Origin of the sequence: Amycolatopsis sp. GA6-003, assembly GCF_046267895.1 — a bacterium.
GTDB lineage: Bacteria > Actinomycetota > Actinomycetes > Mycobacteriales > Pseudonocardiaceae > Amycolatopsis.
Genome location: NZ_CP176499.1, coordinates 4,477,157 through 4,492,508 on the forward strand (window position 1 = coordinate 4,477,157; position 15,352 = coordinate 4,492,508).

At 69.8% G+C, this 15,352-nt stretch carries 15 protein-coding genes; 4 read left to right on the plus strand and 11 right to left on the minus strand.

Annotated elements, in window-relative coordinates:
- Window positions 1-41 precede the first annotated feature (41 nt).
- A complete protein-coding gene (guaB, locus tag F9C12_RS19805; RefSeq protein WP_409183430.1) occupies window positions 42-1,553 on the minus strand; it encodes an IMP dehydrogenase in 1,512 nt (503 codons plus the stop codon).
- A 139-nt stretch (window positions 1,554-1,692) separates the two neighbouring features.
- On the opposite strand from guaB, the gene F9C12_RS19810 reads away from it, so the two are divergent.
- The gene (locus tag F9C12_RS19810; RefSeq protein WP_009072430.1) at window positions 1,693-2,088 is read left to right on the plus strand and encodes a DUF5319 domain-containing protein; all 396 of its coding nucleotides are present in this window, start codon (window positions 1,693-1,695) and stop codon (window positions 2,086-2,088) included.
- A 117-nt stretch (window positions 2,089-2,205) separates the two neighbouring features.
- Here the strand turns inward: F9C12_RS19810 and F9C12_RS19815 are convergent, their stop codons facing one another.
- The 6 genes from F9C12_RS19815 to F9C12_RS19840 all read right to left on the minus strand — a co-directional run bounded on the left by F9C12_RS19815 (window position 2,206) and on the right by F9C12_RS19840 (window position 7,256).
- Window positions 2,206-2,499: a hypothetical protein gene (locus tag F9C12_RS19815; protein WP_409466860.1), complete on the minus strand. Its 294-nt coding sequence runs from the start codon at window positions 2,497-2,499 to the stop codon at window positions 2,206-2,208.
- A 63-nt stretch (window positions 2,500-2,562) separates the two neighbouring features.
- A complete protein-coding gene (locus F9C12_RS19820; RefSeq protein WP_409183432.1) occupies window positions 2,563-3,504 on the minus strand; it encodes an anti-sigma-D factor RsdA in 942 nt (313 codons plus the stop codon).
- Entirely contained in the window at window positions 3,505-4,077 is a 573-nt protein-coding gene (locus tag F9C12_RS19825) for a sigma-70 family RNA polymerase sigma factor (protein ID WP_009072423.1), read from the minus strand.
- 321 nt (window positions 4,078-4,398) lie between these two features.
- Window positions 4,399-4,995, minus strand: coding sequence for a response regulator transcription factor (locus F9C12_RS19830; RefSeq protein WP_020662719.1), 597 nt, complete (start codon window positions 4,993-4,995; stop codon window positions 4,399-4,401).
- A gap of 131 nt (window positions 4,996-5,126) precedes the next feature.
- Window positions 5,127-6,341, minus strand: coding sequence for a hypothetical protein (locus F9C12_RS19835; protein WP_409466861.1), 1,215 nt, complete (start codon window positions 6,339-6,341; stop codon window positions 5,127-5,129).
- A gap of 9 nt (window positions 6,342-6,350) precedes the next feature.
- Window positions 6,351-7,256 carry a MerR family transcriptional regulator gene (locus tag F9C12_RS19840; RefSeq protein ID WP_409183434.1) on the minus strand — a complete coding sequence of 302 codons (906 nt, stop codon included), beginning with the start codon at window positions 7,254-7,256 and terminating at the stop codon, window positions 6,351-6,353.
- A 247-nt stretch (window positions 7,257-7,503) separates the two neighbouring features.
- On the opposite strand from F9C12_RS19840, the gene F9C12_RS19845 reads away from it, so the two are divergent.
- Entirely contained in the window at window positions 7,504-7,806 is a 303-nt protein-coding gene (locus tag F9C12_RS19845; RefSeq protein ID WP_037368697.1) for a WhiB family transcriptional regulator, read from the plus strand.
- 1 nt (window position 7,807) lies between these two features.
- On the opposite strand, the gene F9C12_RS19850 is transcribed toward F9C12_RS19845, so the two are convergent.
- Window positions 7,808-8,470, minus strand: coding sequence for a TetR/AcrR family transcriptional regulator (locus tag F9C12_RS19850; protein ID WP_409466862.1), 663 nt, complete (start codon window positions 8,468-8,470; stop codon window positions 7,808-7,810).
- 93 nt (window positions 8,471-8,563) lie between these two features.
- On the opposite strand from F9C12_RS19850, the gene F9C12_RS19855 reads away from it, so the two are divergent.
- Window positions 8,564-9,304 carry an SDR family NAD(P)-dependent oxidoreductase gene (locus F9C12_RS19855; protein ID WP_409466863.1) on the plus strand — a complete coding sequence of 247 codons (741 nt, stop codon included), beginning with the start codon at window positions 8,564-8,566 and terminating at the stop codon, window positions 9,302-9,304.
- A gap of 371 nt (window positions 9,305-9,675) precedes the next feature.
- Here F9C12_RS19855 and groL read toward each other — a convergent pair whose 3' ends face one another.
- Entirely contained in the window at window positions 9,676-11,289 is a 1,614-nt protein-coding gene (gene groL / locus F9C12_RS19860) for a chaperonin GroEL (RefSeq protein ID WP_409183437.1), read from the minus strand.
- 98 nt (window positions 11,290-11,387) lie between these two features.
- The gene (gene groES, locus F9C12_RS19865) at window positions 11,388-11,717 is read right to left on the minus strand and encodes a co-chaperone GroES (RefSeq protein ID WP_020662728.1); all 330 of its coding nucleotides are present in this window, start codon (window positions 11,715-11,717) and stop codon (window positions 11,388-11,390) included.
- Window positions 11,718-12,029: 312 nt separating this feature from the next.
- Here groES and F9C12_RS19870 point away from each other — a divergent pair, with 312 nt between their 5' ends.
- The gene (locus tag F9C12_RS19870) at window positions 12,030-13,952 is read left to right on the plus strand and encodes an N-acetylmuramoyl-L-alanine amidase (protein ID WP_409466864.1); all 1,923 of its coding nucleotides are present in this window, start codon (window positions 12,030-12,032) and stop codon (window positions 13,950-13,952) included.
- A 45-nt stretch (window positions 13,953-13,997) separates the two neighbouring features.
- On the opposite strand, the gene F9C12_RS19875 is transcribed toward F9C12_RS19870, so the two are convergent.
- Entirely contained in the window at window positions 13,998-15,326 is a 1,329-nt protein-coding gene (locus tag F9C12_RS19875; protein ID WP_409186799.1) for a glycosyltransferase family 2 protein, read from the minus strand.
- Window positions 15,327-15,352: the final 26 nt, after the last annotated feature.

The following is a 15,352-nucleotide window of genomic DNA, read 5'->3' on the forward strand; positions in this document are numbered from 1 at the left end:
ATCCAGTGTGGCGGCAAGGCGGAGCGGGCGAACAGGGTCGATCAGCGGGTCGTGTAGTTCGGAGCCTCGACCGTCATGGTGATGTCGTGCGGGTGGCTTTCCTTCAGCCCGGCCGCGGTGATCCGGACCAGCTGCGCCTCCTGCATCGCGGCGATCGTCTCAGCGCCCGCGTAGCCCATGCCCGCGCGCAGGCCGCCGACGAGCTGGTGCACGACGTTCGACAGCGGGCCGCGGAACGGGATCCGGCCCTCGATGCCCTCCGGCACCAGCTTGTCCTCGTTGAGCACGTCGTCCTGGGCGTAGCGGTCCTTGGAGTACGACTTCGCCTCGCCGCGCGACTGCATGGCGCCCAGCGAGCCCATGCCGCGGTAGACCTTGAACTGCTTGCCGTTCACCAGGATCAGGTCGCCCGGCGATTCGGCGGTGCCGGCGAGCAGGCTGCCGAGCATGACCGAGGACGCGCCCGCGGCGATGGCCTTCGCGATGTCGCCGGAGTACTGGATGCCGCCGTCGCCGATCACCGGGACGCCCGCCGGACGGCACGCCTGGTCCGCCTCGTAGATCGCGGAGATCTGCGGCACGCCCACGCCCGCGACGATCCGCGTGGTGCAGATCGAGCCCGGGCCGACGCCGACCTTCACGCCGTCCACGCCCGCGTCCACCAGCGCCTGCGCGCCAGCCCGCGTGGCGACGTTGCCGCCCACGATGTCGACGGTGTCGCCCAGTTCCTTCTTCAGCAGCCGCACGGTCTCCACGACCGCACGCGAGTGGCCGTGCGCGGTGTCGACCATCAGCACGTCCACGCCTGCCTCGGCCAGCGCCATCGCGCGCTTGTGCCCGTCCGGGCCCACACCGACCGCCGCGCCGACGATGAGCCTGCCGTCCGGGTCCTTCGAAGCCCGCGGGTACTGCTCGGTCTTCACGAAGTCCTTGACCGTGATCAGGCCGCGCAGCTTGCCCGCGCCGTCGACGATCGGCAGCTTCTCGATCTTGTGCCTGCGCAGCAACCCCAGCGCGGCCTCCGCGGTGACGCCCACCTGAGCGGTCACCAGCGGCGGCTTCGTCATGACCTCGCTCACCAGGCGGGTGTGGTCGACCTCGAACCGCATGTCGCGGTTGGTGATGATGCCCACGAGCGCGCCGGAGGCGTCGGTGACCGGGACGCCGGAGATCCGGAACCGCGCGCACAGCGCGTCGACCTCGGCGAGCGTGTCGTCCGGGGAACAGGTGACCGGGTCGGTGACCATGCCCGCCTCGGACCGCTTCACCACCTCGACCGCCGCCGCCTGCTCGTCGATCGGCAGGTTGCGCTGGAGCACGCCGATCCCGCCCTGGCGGGCCATGGCGATCGCCATCCGCGCCTCGGTGACCGTGTCCATCGCGGCGGAGACCAGCGGAATGTTGAGCTTGATGTTGCGGGTGAGCTGCGTGCTCGTGTCCACCGCGCTGGGCACCACGTCCGATTCCGCGGGCAGCAGCAGCACGTCGTCGAAGGTCAAGCCGAGCATCGCGAACTTGCTGGGCACTGCGGAGGTGATGCTTTCGCTGGTCATGAGGGGCGAAGGGCCTTCCTGGCGGGAGTGGGCTGGAGTCGCGGGCAGCGGTGCCGGGCGTGGGCCGAGGGGCCTCGGGCCTTCCCCTCATGATATCCGGCCCGGGGCCCTGGCCCGGGCGGGTGGCCCGGCGGGTAGCGTGCAGGCCGTGCCGCACGATGTGTTGCCCCCCGATCCGTTCGCGGACGACCCGGACGATCCGGCCCGGGCCATCCCCGACCCCGACGACCACCTCGAAGAGCCGATCAGCGCGGACGAGCGCACCGAGCTGCTGGCCGACCTGTCCGACCTCGCCGTCTACCAGGCTTTGCTGGAGCCTCGCGGGGTTCGCGGCATCGTGGTCGACTGCGGCGAGTGCGACGAACCCCACTACCACGACTGGACGCTGCTGCGCGCGAGCCTGGAGCAGCTGCTGTCCGACGGCCGGATGCGCCCGCACGAGCCGGCGTTCGACCCGAACCCGACCGACTACGTGAGCTGGGACTACTGCCGCGGTTTCGCGGACGGGGTCACCGCGAACGAAAGCGCGTACTGAGCGTTTCGCCTCAGCAAGGACGACCCTGGTGAGCTTGGCCACCAGGGTCTTCTTCGTGTGCGGGCACGTTGTCCACAAGGGTTGTCCACAGGGAAGTCGACTTGTGGACAACCGTGGTCAGCGGCGGTGCTTCGCGCTCTCCGCCTGGGCGATCAGCGCCCGCTCGGACAGGTTCGGCCAAGGCGGACGGTGCACCACGGCCAGCGTCGCCAAGGCGGCGGCCACGAAACCGGTGCACACGCCGATCAACGCGATCCGGCCCTGGTCGACCGCGGGCGTCCAGGTCACGCCGTCCTCGGTGATCGAGTAAAGCCCGATCGCACGCCCCGGCCCGCCTCGACGGCCTTGCCGGGTGACGGTGATCAGGACCGTCCCGTGCGAGGTCTCGAAGGGCTCTCCGAAAACCAGCATCGTGCCTCCCCCGTCGGTACGAAAAAGGTCCCGGCACGGTGCGTGCCGGGACCTTCGGAAAAGCTAGGAGCCGCTGGTGCCGTTCGGGGTCTGCGCCCCTTGCGACGATTCGTTGCGCGGGCTGCTGCCCGTGCCCGGATCGTTCGGGGTGGCGCTCGGCGACGGCGGCGGCGAACTCGGAGTGGACGTGACCGGCGGCAGCGGCGTGACCGAGGTGACCGGCGGCGGATTGGTGTGCCCGCCGCCGGTGCCCGGCAGCGACGTCGACTGGCCGGGCGGCTGCGCGGCGCTGCTGACCGGGTCGTGCGCGGGCGGAACGACGGGCGGCGACGACGGGGTCTGCCCGGTGGGCGGAGCCGTCGGCTGACCGAGCTGAGCGGCCAGTTCGCGGTGCTGCTGCAGGAGCTGGTTGCGGTTGTCCGCGTCGGTGACCTGGTTGAGCGCGGCCTGCGCGTCGGCGAGCGCGCGCCGGGCGTCCGCGAGCCGGTTGTCGGCCAGCGCCAGGTTCGCCTTCTCCAGGTCGAGCTTCGCCGCGGCGGCGGCCTCGACGGAGCGGGCGTGGTCGGCGTAGAGGACCTTCGTGAGGCCCCAGAGCGTGTCGCCGGGCTGGGCGTCGCGCGCGGCGAGGCCGGTGCCGGTGAAGGCGATGGCGGCGGCGGCGCACGCGGCGGCCACCGGCACGAGATAGCGGCGACGGCGGCCGCGGCTTTGGTATTTGCGCGCCAGCGTGGCGGTCTTCACCGTGGTGACCGCGGTGTCGACGTCGACCAGCTCGGCGAGCGGCTCGCTGTCGATGTCGCGGCGCCACGCGAGCAGCAGCGCGTTCAGTTCCTGGTCACCGAGCCCGTCGGCGACAGCCGGATCGGTCCCGCCGAGCGCGTCGAGCAGTGCGTCGTCGGCCTGGATGGCCGTAAGGTCGCCGTCGGCTTCCGCTTCGTACCCGGTCAGGCCGCCGGCCTGGGCGGAAGGTGACAGGTCTCTGTCCCGGTCTTCGCGATCGGTCACTCAGATCACCTCCTCGGCGGCAAGCACCTTGCGCAGCCGGGCGAGCGCCCGGTGCTGGGCGACGCGGACGGCGCCCGGCGTGGAACCGACGGCTTCCGCCGTCTCCTCCGCCGACAGCCCGACCACGACCCGCAGAACGACGATTTCCCGCTGTTTGTCCGGCAGCACCTGCAGCAACTGCGCCATCCGCTCGTTCAGCTCACCCTGCAGAGCACGCTGCTCCGGGCCGACGCCGCCCTCGATCTCGTCCGGGATCTCGGCGACCGGCTCCGCCCGGTTGCGGGCCGCGGCGCGGTGCGCGTCGGCCACCTTGTGCTGGGCGATTCCGTAGACGAACGCCAGAAAGGGGCGGCCCTGGTCACGGTACGAAGGCAAGGCCGTAAGCACCGCGAGACACACCTCCTGCGCAACGTCGTCTGCCGAAGCGAACGAACGCTCCTGCCTGCCTACTCTGGCGCGGCAATACCGCACCACAAGGGGACGAATGGCGGCCAGCAACCGCTCGACTGCCTGAGGGTCTCCCTCGACAGCGGCGGCGACCGGCTCGTCCAGTCCATCCCCCACAGTGGCCATCGCAGACAACAGTCCCAGCGTTACGTGTAGGCGTGCAAAGAATCCGGCGCGTGGTCGTCCCCGTCCTGCGCCGGTCACAGCTACCGTACCGTCGGAGTCCTACCAGACAACCGCCAGAGGTGGTGACCGGCGCGCCGGGCGCGGCCGGGCGGCGATTGTCGCAGGCAGACGGACTGGGGCAGTGCCGTCACGCGGTGGGGACGCGGGCGGGCACGGGAGCAGAGGCCAGGACAACAGGTACGGGCCAGGGCTGTCAGCCCTGGCCCGTTCGTCACCGCGGGAACCGGATCGGAAGTCCCGTATTGGCTTGCCCGGCCTCGGTCAGGACACGAGACCGCGGCGGAAGCCGTGCGCCACGGCCTGGGCGCGGTCGCGGACGCCGAGCTTGCGGAACAGCCGCCGCGCGTGCGTCTTGACCGTGTCCTCGGAGAGGTACAGCTCGCGGCCGATCTGGCCGTTGCTCTTGCCCTGGCTCATGCCGCGAAGCACCTGCAGTTCGCGCTCGGTGAGCTGCACGCCCGGGTCGGACGGCTGCCGCGGCGCGGGCACCGAGGTGCTGGCCAGGGTGTGCGCGAGCGCGGCGACCAGTTCGGGCCGCGAAGCGTCCCAGCGCAGGTAGCCGCGCGCGCCGCCGGCGATGGCGGCCGCGATGCTGCCCGCGTCGTCCGGGGCTCCGAACACGATGACGTTCGCCTGGGGGTTCGCGGAGACGAGCCGGCGGGTGGCCTCGACGCCCGTCGGGACCGCACGTTGCGTTCCGACCAGCACGACGTCGACCGGCTGACGGGTGTACCGGGCCAGCAGCTCGTCACCGTGCGCTACGCAGTCGATGCGACTGACCCCAGGCACCGCGGACATCACACGGGTGAGCCCTTCGCGGACACTGCGTCGGTCGTCGCAGATCAAGACCGTCGTCACGGGGTTTCCTTCCTGCAGCCGGGTGACATTCCACTTCCCCTATCGGACGCTTTAGCCCGAACCTTGACACGATCCGGTGGCTTTTTTTGAAGTTTCTTAGCCCGGATGCCGGAACGCCCGTTCCCGCAGGCCTACCCGGGTCCGACGGGCACCCACGGCGATTCGTGTGCGATGCGCATCACACAAGGATCGGTGTGCCGTAACACTGCGTGCAACACCTGACGGCTCCTGAATCGATACTCCTCAGCCCGGTCGGGGTCCAGGTCCGCGGCTACGCGAGCGGCCACCCAATTAAGTGAGTCGAGTTCATATTTTTCGGCGTCGGCGGCAGCTGCGAGGACGAGTTCCCGCGCGCCATCCTGTCCGGCGGCGAGCAGGGCGACACCGAGGACGATGCCGGACTTCACGATGTGTCGCCGAGCGTGACGACCGACGGCGGTCTCATAGGCCAGCCGAGCCGGAGCGACGGCGGCTTCGGGCTGCCCGGCGGCGAGTTCGATCTCAGCGCCCACCCAGCCGCCGCGGATGGTCGCCCGCCAGCGCCGGTCAGCCTGCGCGGCCCGGATGGCGAGACGGCGAGCGGCGGAGAGGCGGCCGAGGGCGAGGTTGTCGGCGGCCAAGCCGAGGAGAGCATCGGCGCGGGCACCTGGGAGGTCCAGCCCGTACGGGTCTTCGGCGGACGTGACGAGGCTGCTTTGGCTCGGGGTGGCCGGTGCGTTGGTACGGACGGCTGTCTCAGTGGACCCTGGTGCGGACGACGCCGATGCGGTGCCTGCGGATCCCGCTTCCGCGCCAGCACCACGCTCGCCCACACCGGCCGCCGCCACCGAACTCGTTCTCGCGCCTGCCGAACTCAAGCCAACGCCAAGCGAGCCCGAGCGCGCCGTTCCCGAGCCGCCGCCAGCCGATCCCAAGCTGCCGCCAGCCGTTCCCGAACCACCACCTGCGCCTCCCGAGCCGCCGCTAGCCGTTCCCGAACCGCCGCCAGCCCTTCCCGAGCCGCCGCTAGCCGTTCTCGAACGGCCGCCAATCGTCGCGGCACTTCGCCCTCCCTCCCCGCGCAGCCCGACCGCCAGCAGTGCCTCCCCGTCCAGCTTCCGTGCCGCGACGTGAGCCCCCAGCTGCCGCCGATGCGATGCCAGCGTGCTCGCCGCCAGTGAAGCCGTCAGCGGGTCGCGGTCTCGCCGGAGCGGGGCGAGCAACTCCGCGGCCGCCGCGTACCGGCCGCGTGCGCCCAGCACGATCGCCGCCAGGAGGCGTTGCCTTGGCGAGCCGTCGCGAGGGATCGGATCCGGCGACCCGGCGTCCGGGCCGAACGCGAGGGCCGTCAGCGCTTCTTCGTCCACCCGACCTTTCTAGCGCGGAGCACCGACAAGAACGTGCTCCACGCGGTCGGCCGCGGCGGAAAGATCCGGCAGCAGCTCAACCTTCGGCGGCAGCAGCGCCGGATCCCAGCCGGGGCCGCAGGCGAACAGCCGGGTCCGCTGCCGGCCGCGGGACACGCGCGCGAAAAGGCGTGGGTCCGCCTCCGCCCGATTCGCCCACAACACCACTGCCGCGGGCGCGCTTCGCCGGACCGCTACCGCCAGCACTTCTTGAGGCAGCGCAATGCCGAAGAGCTGCGCGCCGATCCTTCGCCCGGCGAGAGCGGCCGCGAGCGCGTACACCGGCATGTTGTCCCGTTCGTCCGGCACGCACGCGAGAAGGACCGGTCGTTGGTTCCGAGGCTCGTCGAGGACTGGCGTCGCGCGCACTAAAGCCGCGTACACGCACTCAGCTAGCAGGTACTCCACTTCCGCGCCAGCGTGCACGCCTCGCCACCGCGCGCCGAGCGCGGTGAGAACGGGGTCGATCACACCCGACCACGCCTGAAGCACGCCTAGCTCGCTGATGGCGTCGACAAGCATTCGCTGCACCGCGCCGACGTCCATGGCCAACGCAGCAGTACTAAGGCGACGCGCGAGCCGCGAAGGGACTTCGACGTCATCAGTCGCCGCCTTCGTCTGCGTCGCTTCAACAGGCTCGGCGGGCGCTGGCACGAAATCCGCGCGCGGCATCTGCTCTAACGCGTACTGCGCGGCCTCCGCTGTCGAAGCGCCGCGAAGGAGCGCGCGCTGCATAAGTTCGAGACGGCCGATGTCGGAGCTGCCGTAGCGGCGATGCCTGCCGTCGGTGTGCCGACTGGGGCCGAGACCGTAGCGACGGTCCCAAGTACGCAGGGTGGACGGCGCGACACCGAGCCGGCGGGCGACCGAGGCCACCGGCAGGGTGGGTTCTCCATCGCCTGATCCGGATCCCACCCGGTCAATATCCAGCCCGCCCGGACTCCCGGCAACCCGAGCCAAAAGCCCTGCTCACACATCTGGGGGATGCCTAACGGCTGAATCGCCGCCGATCTATTGAACAACTATTGGCGCGCTTCTAACGTTACCGCCGTTGCACCGAATGGAGTATCGGCACCACAGCAGAGCAGCTAATGGCATCGACCGGATGACGGAGGCGGTCAGGATGGCAGACACGCGCAGGCTCCCCGGCCCCAACGCAGACATGTGGGACTGGCAGCTGGAGGGGTCGTGCCGGGGGATGGACAGCGGATCCTTCTTCCACCCGGACGGAGAGCGGGGACCGGCGAGGGCGCGGCGCGAGGCCAGGGCCAAGGCGATCTGCCTGTCGTGCCCGGTGCTGGAGATGTGCCGCAAGCACGCGCTCGCCGTGCACGAGCCCTACGGCATCTGGGGCGGACTGTCCGAATCGGAACGAGACCACATCATCAAACAGGACAAACGCGCGCTGACCATGGCGCACCTCTGACTTATCGCACGACTGGCTTCAATCCCGGCGCGGAAGGGGCGGTGTCCACTGTGGACGCCGCCCCTCCGCCGTTTTCGGGCCACAGCGCGAGCGCGAGGTCGATGACGGTCATCAGCGAGTCGAGGTCGACGCCGTCGCGCGCTTGCAGGGTCAGTCCATAAAAGACAGTCGCGTACAGCGCACCGAGCGCGTCAATGTCCACAGTGGCCGCGAGGTCGCCTTCTTCCACTCCGCGGCGAAGGCGCGCGCGAATCTGGTGACGCACTTCGTCGCGCGAAGCGGCCAGGAACTTCCACACGGACGCATTGGCGGGCGTGCAGTTGGTGGCCGCGAGAACCACCATGCATCCCTTGGGGTGCCCAGGTTCCACGTACGCGCAAGCGTTGTTGCGAAGCATCGCTTCGACCGCCGCGCGCGCTGTCGGCTCTTCGGTCAGCGCGCGCATCGTGTGCTGGCCGTACACGGATTGGTAGTGCTCGATCGCTTCGCGGAACAGTGCTTCCTTGTCCCCGAAGGCCGCGTACAGACTCGGCGGCTTGATCCCCATCGCCTCGGTCAGCTCCGCCAGCGACGCTCCCTCGTAACCGCGCTCCCAGAACACGAACATGGCCTGAGTGAGCGCGTGCTCGCGGTCGAACGCGCGCGGGCGGCCGCGGGGTGACATGGACCACCTTCTTTAGTGAGCGATACAGAAGTCTTGACCCAGCCCATCGTACGCGGCTATTTATTTAGTCATCACTACAGAAAGAGGTGGGGCATGGGAACCCTGGACGGCAAGGTCGCGCTGGTCACCGGCGGAAGCCGCGGGATCGGCGCGGCGATCGCACTCCGGCTGGCCGAGGACGGCGCGGACGTCGCGATCACCTACGAACGCGCCGCGGACCGGGCGGCGGACGTGGTCGCGGCCATCGAAAAACTGGGCAGGCGAGGTCTCGCCCTGCAGGCGGACGTCGCGGACGCGGACGCGGTGACCAGCGCGGTCGACCAGACCGCGGCCGAACTCGGCGGGCTGGACGTGCTGGTGAACAACGCCGGAATCTTCCCGTCGGCGCCGGTCGACGAACTGACCACGGAAACGATCGACCGCACGCTGGCGATCCACGTCAAGGCACCACTGGTGGCAGCCCGGGCCGCGGTGCGGCACATGCCTCCCGGCGGCCGGATCGTGTCGATCGGCAGCGACTTGGCCGAGCGTTCGCCGTTCGTCGGTTTGAGCCTGTACTCGGCGAGCAAGTCGGCACTGGTCGGGATGACGAAGGGCTTGGCGCGCGACCTGGGACCGCGCGGAATCACGGCGATGGTAGTCCACCCAGGCTCGACGGACACCGAAATGAACCCCGCGGACGGCCCGCACTCCGGCGATCAGTTGGCACACATCGCGTTGGGGCACTATGGAAATCCGTCAGACATCGCGGCGGCGGTGGCTTACCTGGCCGGCCCGGACGGGCGGTACCTGACGGGAACGTCGATCACGGTGGACGGCGGGTTCACCGCCTGACCAGCCCCGACCTTCCGCTTGGGGCCCCCCGGTCCCAGTCTATCGGCCCTGGTCCCCGGAATCCGGTCCTCGACCGCACTTGTCCACAGCGTCACGGAGTTGTGGATGGCAACCGTGCGGGGCCGAAGCGAGGTGCGTCTGCGCAGCCGCTAGCGAGTCGCGAAAACTCTACGGCATAGCGTAAATCGGGGCCCGCCTTGACCAGCCCCTACGGGAACTGCACCAGGAGCACGGCGGTCCAGGTGACTGCCTCCGCTCCCGAGGTGGCGATCTGGCCGATCGACGACGCCAAACGGGACCAACACCAAACGAAGCCAACGCAACGGGGCGGCACCCCCAAGGAGTGCCGCCCCGTCAAAAACAACCCAGCGTCAGTGCGCGTGCCCGTGGCCAGCGGCCTCCGGCTCTTCCTCGGCCGGCTTCTCGACCACGGAGCTTTCCGTGGTCAGCACCAGCCGGGCGATGGACGCCGCGTTCGCGACGGCCGAGCGGGTGACCTTCACCGGGTCGACGATGCCGCCCGCGATCAGGTCGGTCAGCTCGCCCGTGGCGGCGTTGAAGCCCTGGCCCCAGCCCTGTTCCTGGACCTTGTTCACGATGACCGCGCCCTCGTAGCCCGCGTTCGTCGCGATCCAGAACAGCGGCGCGGTGAGCGCGTCGCGGACGATGCGCACGCCGGTGGCCTCGTCGCCGGTCAGGCCGAGGTCGCCGTCCAGCTCCTTGACCGCGTGCACCAGCGCCGAACCGCCGCCGGGCAGGATGCCCTCTTCGACGGCCGCCTTGGTCGAAGCCACGGCGTCCTCGATGCGGTGCTTGCGCTCGTTCAGCTCGGTCTCGGTGGCCGCGCCGACCTTGATCACGGCCACGCCGCCGCCGAGCTTCGCGAGCCGCTCCTGCAGCTTTTCGCGGTCCCAGTCGGAGTCGGTGGTCTCGATCTCCTTGCGGATCTGCGCGGTCCGCGCGGCGATGGCGTCCTTGGTGCCCGCGCCGTCGACGATCGTCGTGTCGTCCTTGGTGACGACGACCCGGCGGGCCTTGCCCAGCGAGCCGAGGTCGACCTCGGACAGCTTGCGGCCGATCTCCGCGGAGATGACCTCGCCGCCGGTGACGACGGCGAGGTCGTCCAGGAACGCCTTGCGGCGGTCGCCGAAGAACGGGGCCTTGACCGCGACCGCGGTGATCGTCTTGCGCAGCGAGTTCACCACGAGGGTGGACAGCGCCTCGCCGTCGACGTCCTCGGCGATGATGAGCAGCGGCTTCTTCGCCTCGACGACCTTCTCCAGCACCGGGAGCAGGTCGGCCAGCGCCGAGATCTTCTCGCGGTGCAGCAGGACGTAGGCGTCCTCGAGGATCGCCTTCTGGTCCTCCGGGTTGGTCGCGAAGTGCGCCGACAGGAAGCCCTTGTCGAACTGGACGCCCTCGGTGATCACGAGGTCGGTCGCCAGCGTCGACGACTCCTCGATGGTGATCACGCCGTCCTCGCCCACGCGCTCGACGGCCTCGCCGAGCAGCGCGCCGATCGCCGCGTCCCGCGAGGTGACGGTGCCCACCTGGGCGATGTTGTCGCGGCCCTTGACCGGGGTGGCCTTGGCCTTGAGGACCTCGACGACCTTCTCCGCGGCCGCCTCGATGCCCTTGCCGACCGCGGTCGGGTTGGCGCCGGCGGCGACGTTGCGCAGGCCGTGCTTGACCAGCGACTGGGCCAGCACCGTGGCGGTGGTGGTTCCGTCGCCGGCGACGTCGTTGGTCTTGGTGGCGACGCTCTTCGCGAGCTGCGCGCCGAGGTTCTCGAACGGGTCGTCGAGTTCGACCTCGCGGGCGACGGTGACGCCGTCGAGGGTGATCGTCGGTCCGCCGAACTTCTTGTCGAGGACGACGTGGCGACCGCGCGGGCCGAGGGTCACCTTGACCGCGTCGGCGAGCTTGTTCACCCCGCGCTCGAGCGCGCGACGAGCGTCCTCGTCGAAACTGATCTGCTTGGGCATAACGCTTTCCGCTTACCTTTCGGTTGTCGTGCGACGCAAAACGCCCCGCACCCCGGCATGAGCGGGGCCCGGGGCGTCCTTGCGCTGCGAGTGACGCGTCAGTTGATGACGGCCAGCACGTCGCGGGCGGAGAGGATCAGGTAGTCCTCGCCGTTGTACTTGACCTCGGTGCCGCCGTACTTGGAGTAGATGACGACGTCGCCGACAGCCACGTCCAGCGGAACGCGGTTGCCCTTGTCGTCGATGCGGCCCGGGCCCACGGCCAGAACCTTGCCCTCCTGGGGCTTCTCCTTGGCGGTGTCGGGGATGACGAGGCCGGAAGCGGTCGTCTCCTCGGCCTCGCTCGTCTGGACAACGATCTTGTCCTCGAGCGGCTTGATGTTCACGCTCACCGGGTTGACCTCCACGGTCGTCGAAAGCGTCGGCATGATGACTGGTTACGGCTCATACCACCCCCGCCGTCGCGGGTGCCGGGGCGTGTCCGGGCCGTTCGATTAGCACTCTAGCCACGTGAGTGCCAGCTTCGCAAGGAGGGTCCGCCGGACCTGGTGAATCCTGAGCCGGAAGCCGCTGACCGGCCACTTTGTTCCAGGGTGCGCGCGAGCCCTTCCACCAGGCGCCGCGCCGCCCGGGCGCCGCCGCGTGTCCGTTCGGCCCCATCCGGCGGAAAACCATCCCCGATTCCCGGCGACACCTGGTTGGATCCGCACAGACAGGCATCTCACTCCTGGAGTCCTCCTATGCCCCGCTCACTCCCGTGGCGGCTGGCCGCTGCCACCACCGGGCTGCTGGCATTGGCCGCGATCGCGGTCACCGTGCCCGCCTCCGCGCAGCCCGCCAACGAGGCCCGGCAGCGCGCCTTCGCCGACGCCGCCGCCGAATTCGGCGTCCCGGCGGACGTGCTGCTGGCCGTCTCGTACCTGGAATCCCGCTGGGACACTCATTCCGGCGCGCCCAGCACCGCCGCCGGGTACGGCCCGATGCACCTCACCGACGTGCGCACCGCCGGCCTGCGCACCAGCGAATTCGACAATCCCGACGAAGACCCCCGCGGCGACGACTCTCGCCCGACCCTGCGCCTGCGACCGCTCGAAGCCCCGGCTCCCCCGCCCGGCAGTCAGACCATCGACAAGGCCGCCGAACTGCTGCACACCGACGCCGCGAAGCTGCGTACGGACGCCGAAGCGAACATTCGCGGCGGTGCGGCGCTGCTGGCCGAGTACCAGCGAGAGCTGGGCGTCCAGAGCGACAACGCGAAGGACTGGTACGGAGCCGTCGCGCGCTACAGCGGCTCCGAGGACGTCACCGGCGCCCGCACCTTCGCCGACGAAGTCTTCGCCACCATCAACAGCGGCGTCGCGCGTACGACCGACGACGGCCAGGCCGTCAAACTCGCCGCAGCTTCCGGCGTCACCCCGGACCGGACCCAGGCGGACCGCCTCGGCCTGCGTGCCGGAAAGCCGCCGGCCACGGAGTGCCCGCGGTCGTTGTCCTGCGAATCGGTGCCCGCGCCGTTCCAGAAGATCGGCGACAGCTACGGCAACTACGACCAGGCCGACCGGCCGCGCGACCAGAAGATCGACTACATCGTCATCCACGACACCGAGGGCACCTGGGACTCGGTGCTCAAGCAGGCCCAGACCCCGGGCCAGACCGCGTGGCACTACACGGTGCGCTCGTCGGACGGCCAGATCGCCCAGCACGTGCCGACCAAGGACGTCGGCTGGCACGCCGGGAACTGGTATCTCAACGCGAAGTCCCTTGGCGTCGAGCACGAGGGCTTCGCCGCGCAGGGCACCTGGTTCACCGAGGCGATGTACCGCCAGTCCGCCAAGCTCGTGCGCTACCTCGCCCACCGCTTCGGCGTTCCGCTGGACCGGGCGCACATCCTCGGCCACGACAACGTGCCCGGCCCGAACGCGGACAAGATCAAGAGCATGCACTGGGACCCGGGTCCGTACTGGGACTGGGCGCACTACTTCGACCTGCTCGGCGCCCCGCTGGAGCACGACGGCGCGCCGGATTCCGGCCTGGTGATGATCGCGCCGGAGTTCTCCGCCAACCGTCCGGTGTTCACCGGCTGCGACAAGATCGGGTCCGGAAACCCTTGCCCGGAGCGGGCTTCGGGCTCGGTCGTGCTGCACACCGAGCCGAGCGAGTCCGCGCCGCTGCTGTCCGATGTGGGCATGCACGGGCCCAATCCGTCCACAATGGACGTCGCGGACATCGGCAGCCGCGCGGCCACCGGCCAGAAGTACGCCGTCGCGGACACCAAGGACGACTGGACCGCGATCTGGTACCTGGGCCAGAAGGGCTGGTTCCGCAACCCGGGCGACGCGCCCACCGCGTATCCGGCCGGCGGATTCGTCGCGACGCCCAAGGAAGGCAAGGCGGCCGTGCCGGTCTACGGCAGCGCGTACCCGGAGGCCGGGGCGTACCCGAAGGACATTCCGGTGCAGGAACTCAAGCCGCTGCCGTATCAGCTCGGCGCGGGCCAGAAGTACTCGGTCGGCGGGCTGACCGGCTCGGAGTACTACTCGGCGTCCTTCGACGTCGCGACCAACAAGGTCGTGAAGGGCAAGGCGAAGTACGTGGAAATCCAGCTCGGCCACCGCGTCGCGTACGTCAGCCGCGACGACGTGGACCTCGAACCGGCGTCCTGATCAACCTTTCCGAATGCCCGGGCCGCACGCACGCGGCCCGGGCATTCACGCGTCCAGCGCCACTTTCACGCCCGCGCTAGCCTCCGTATTACGCCGGGTCTTGGCCCAGCCGTTACGACCGCGCACCAGCCGGAACAGCGCGCGCCAGGACGTGATGTAGAAGGTGTAGATGTAGGCCGCGTACAGCAGGCCCATGCCCAGCCCGCGGAAGATGTTCTTGCTGCGCAAGCATTTCATCTGGTAGATCGGTCCCCAGACGACGAACGGCAGGAGCCCGAACGAACCGTAGATCGCGAACAGAATCCAGGCACCGTTGGTGAACCACGTCCACACCTGACCAGGATGGCCGGCGGTAGTCACCAGAAGCATGATGAACGGCACTGGGTACAGCAGCGAACCAAGCAGCTGCATCCACGGCTGCGCCAGGTAATACATCATCTCCGCGGCGCCCAAAGTGGACACATGCGGCGAGTCCCAGATCCGGCGCAGGTACCGCATGCACTGCATGGTCCCCTGCCCCCAGCGCGTGCGCTGCACCAGGAATCGCCGCAGGCTGTACAGACCTTCTTGCGCCACATAGGAATCCGGCGTGAACCCGGTGCGCCAGCCCGCGGTGAGCAGATGCACGCCGAGTTCGAAGTCCTCCAGCAGCGAACCGCGCCACGGGGCCAGTTCCTCGCCGGCGATCGAGTCCAATGCGGACAGCCGGGTGAACTGTCCGTTGCCGCCCATGGAGATCGTGCCGGTGAAGCCGCGCGACGTCTGGATCGCCGCGATCGCGGTACGGAACTCCAAGTCCTGCAACTGGGCGAGCTTCAGCCCGAAGGCGCGGGAGAACCACGTGCGGCCGGGCGGGCGGCTGCGGGCGTTGCTCATCCGGACGTCGAGCTGGACGGCGCCGACGGTTTCGTCGCCGAACAGGTGGTCCGCCGCGCAGACTTCGAGACAGTTGGCCGCTGGACGGCCGTCCGCGTCGACGACCACGACCACTACCCGGTCGCGATCCGCGTCCGGGCCGAGCCAGTCGTCCAGTTCGCGGTAGGCGGCGTTGAGCGCGTCCCCCTTGCCCGTGCGTGCTTCCGGACGCTGCCGGGCGACCAGGTGCAGGTTCGGGTCGTAACCGCCGTTGCGCCGCCACACCGAGCGCACGACGCGGGCGGTGCGGTCGTCGGAGTCGTCGTCCACGACCCAGACGTGCGCGCGGCGGAAGGTGCCGCGCAGGTACTTCACCGTCTCGCGGATGACCACTTCCTCGTCGCGGCAGGGGACGAAGAAGTGCCAGGAGAAGTCGTCCGGATCGCCGACGGGCGCGGGCTTGCGGCGCAGGTACGGCACGACGATCACCACGACGTACACGAGGAACGCGACGCTCATGGTGAGCGCGAACGCCTGCGTGACCG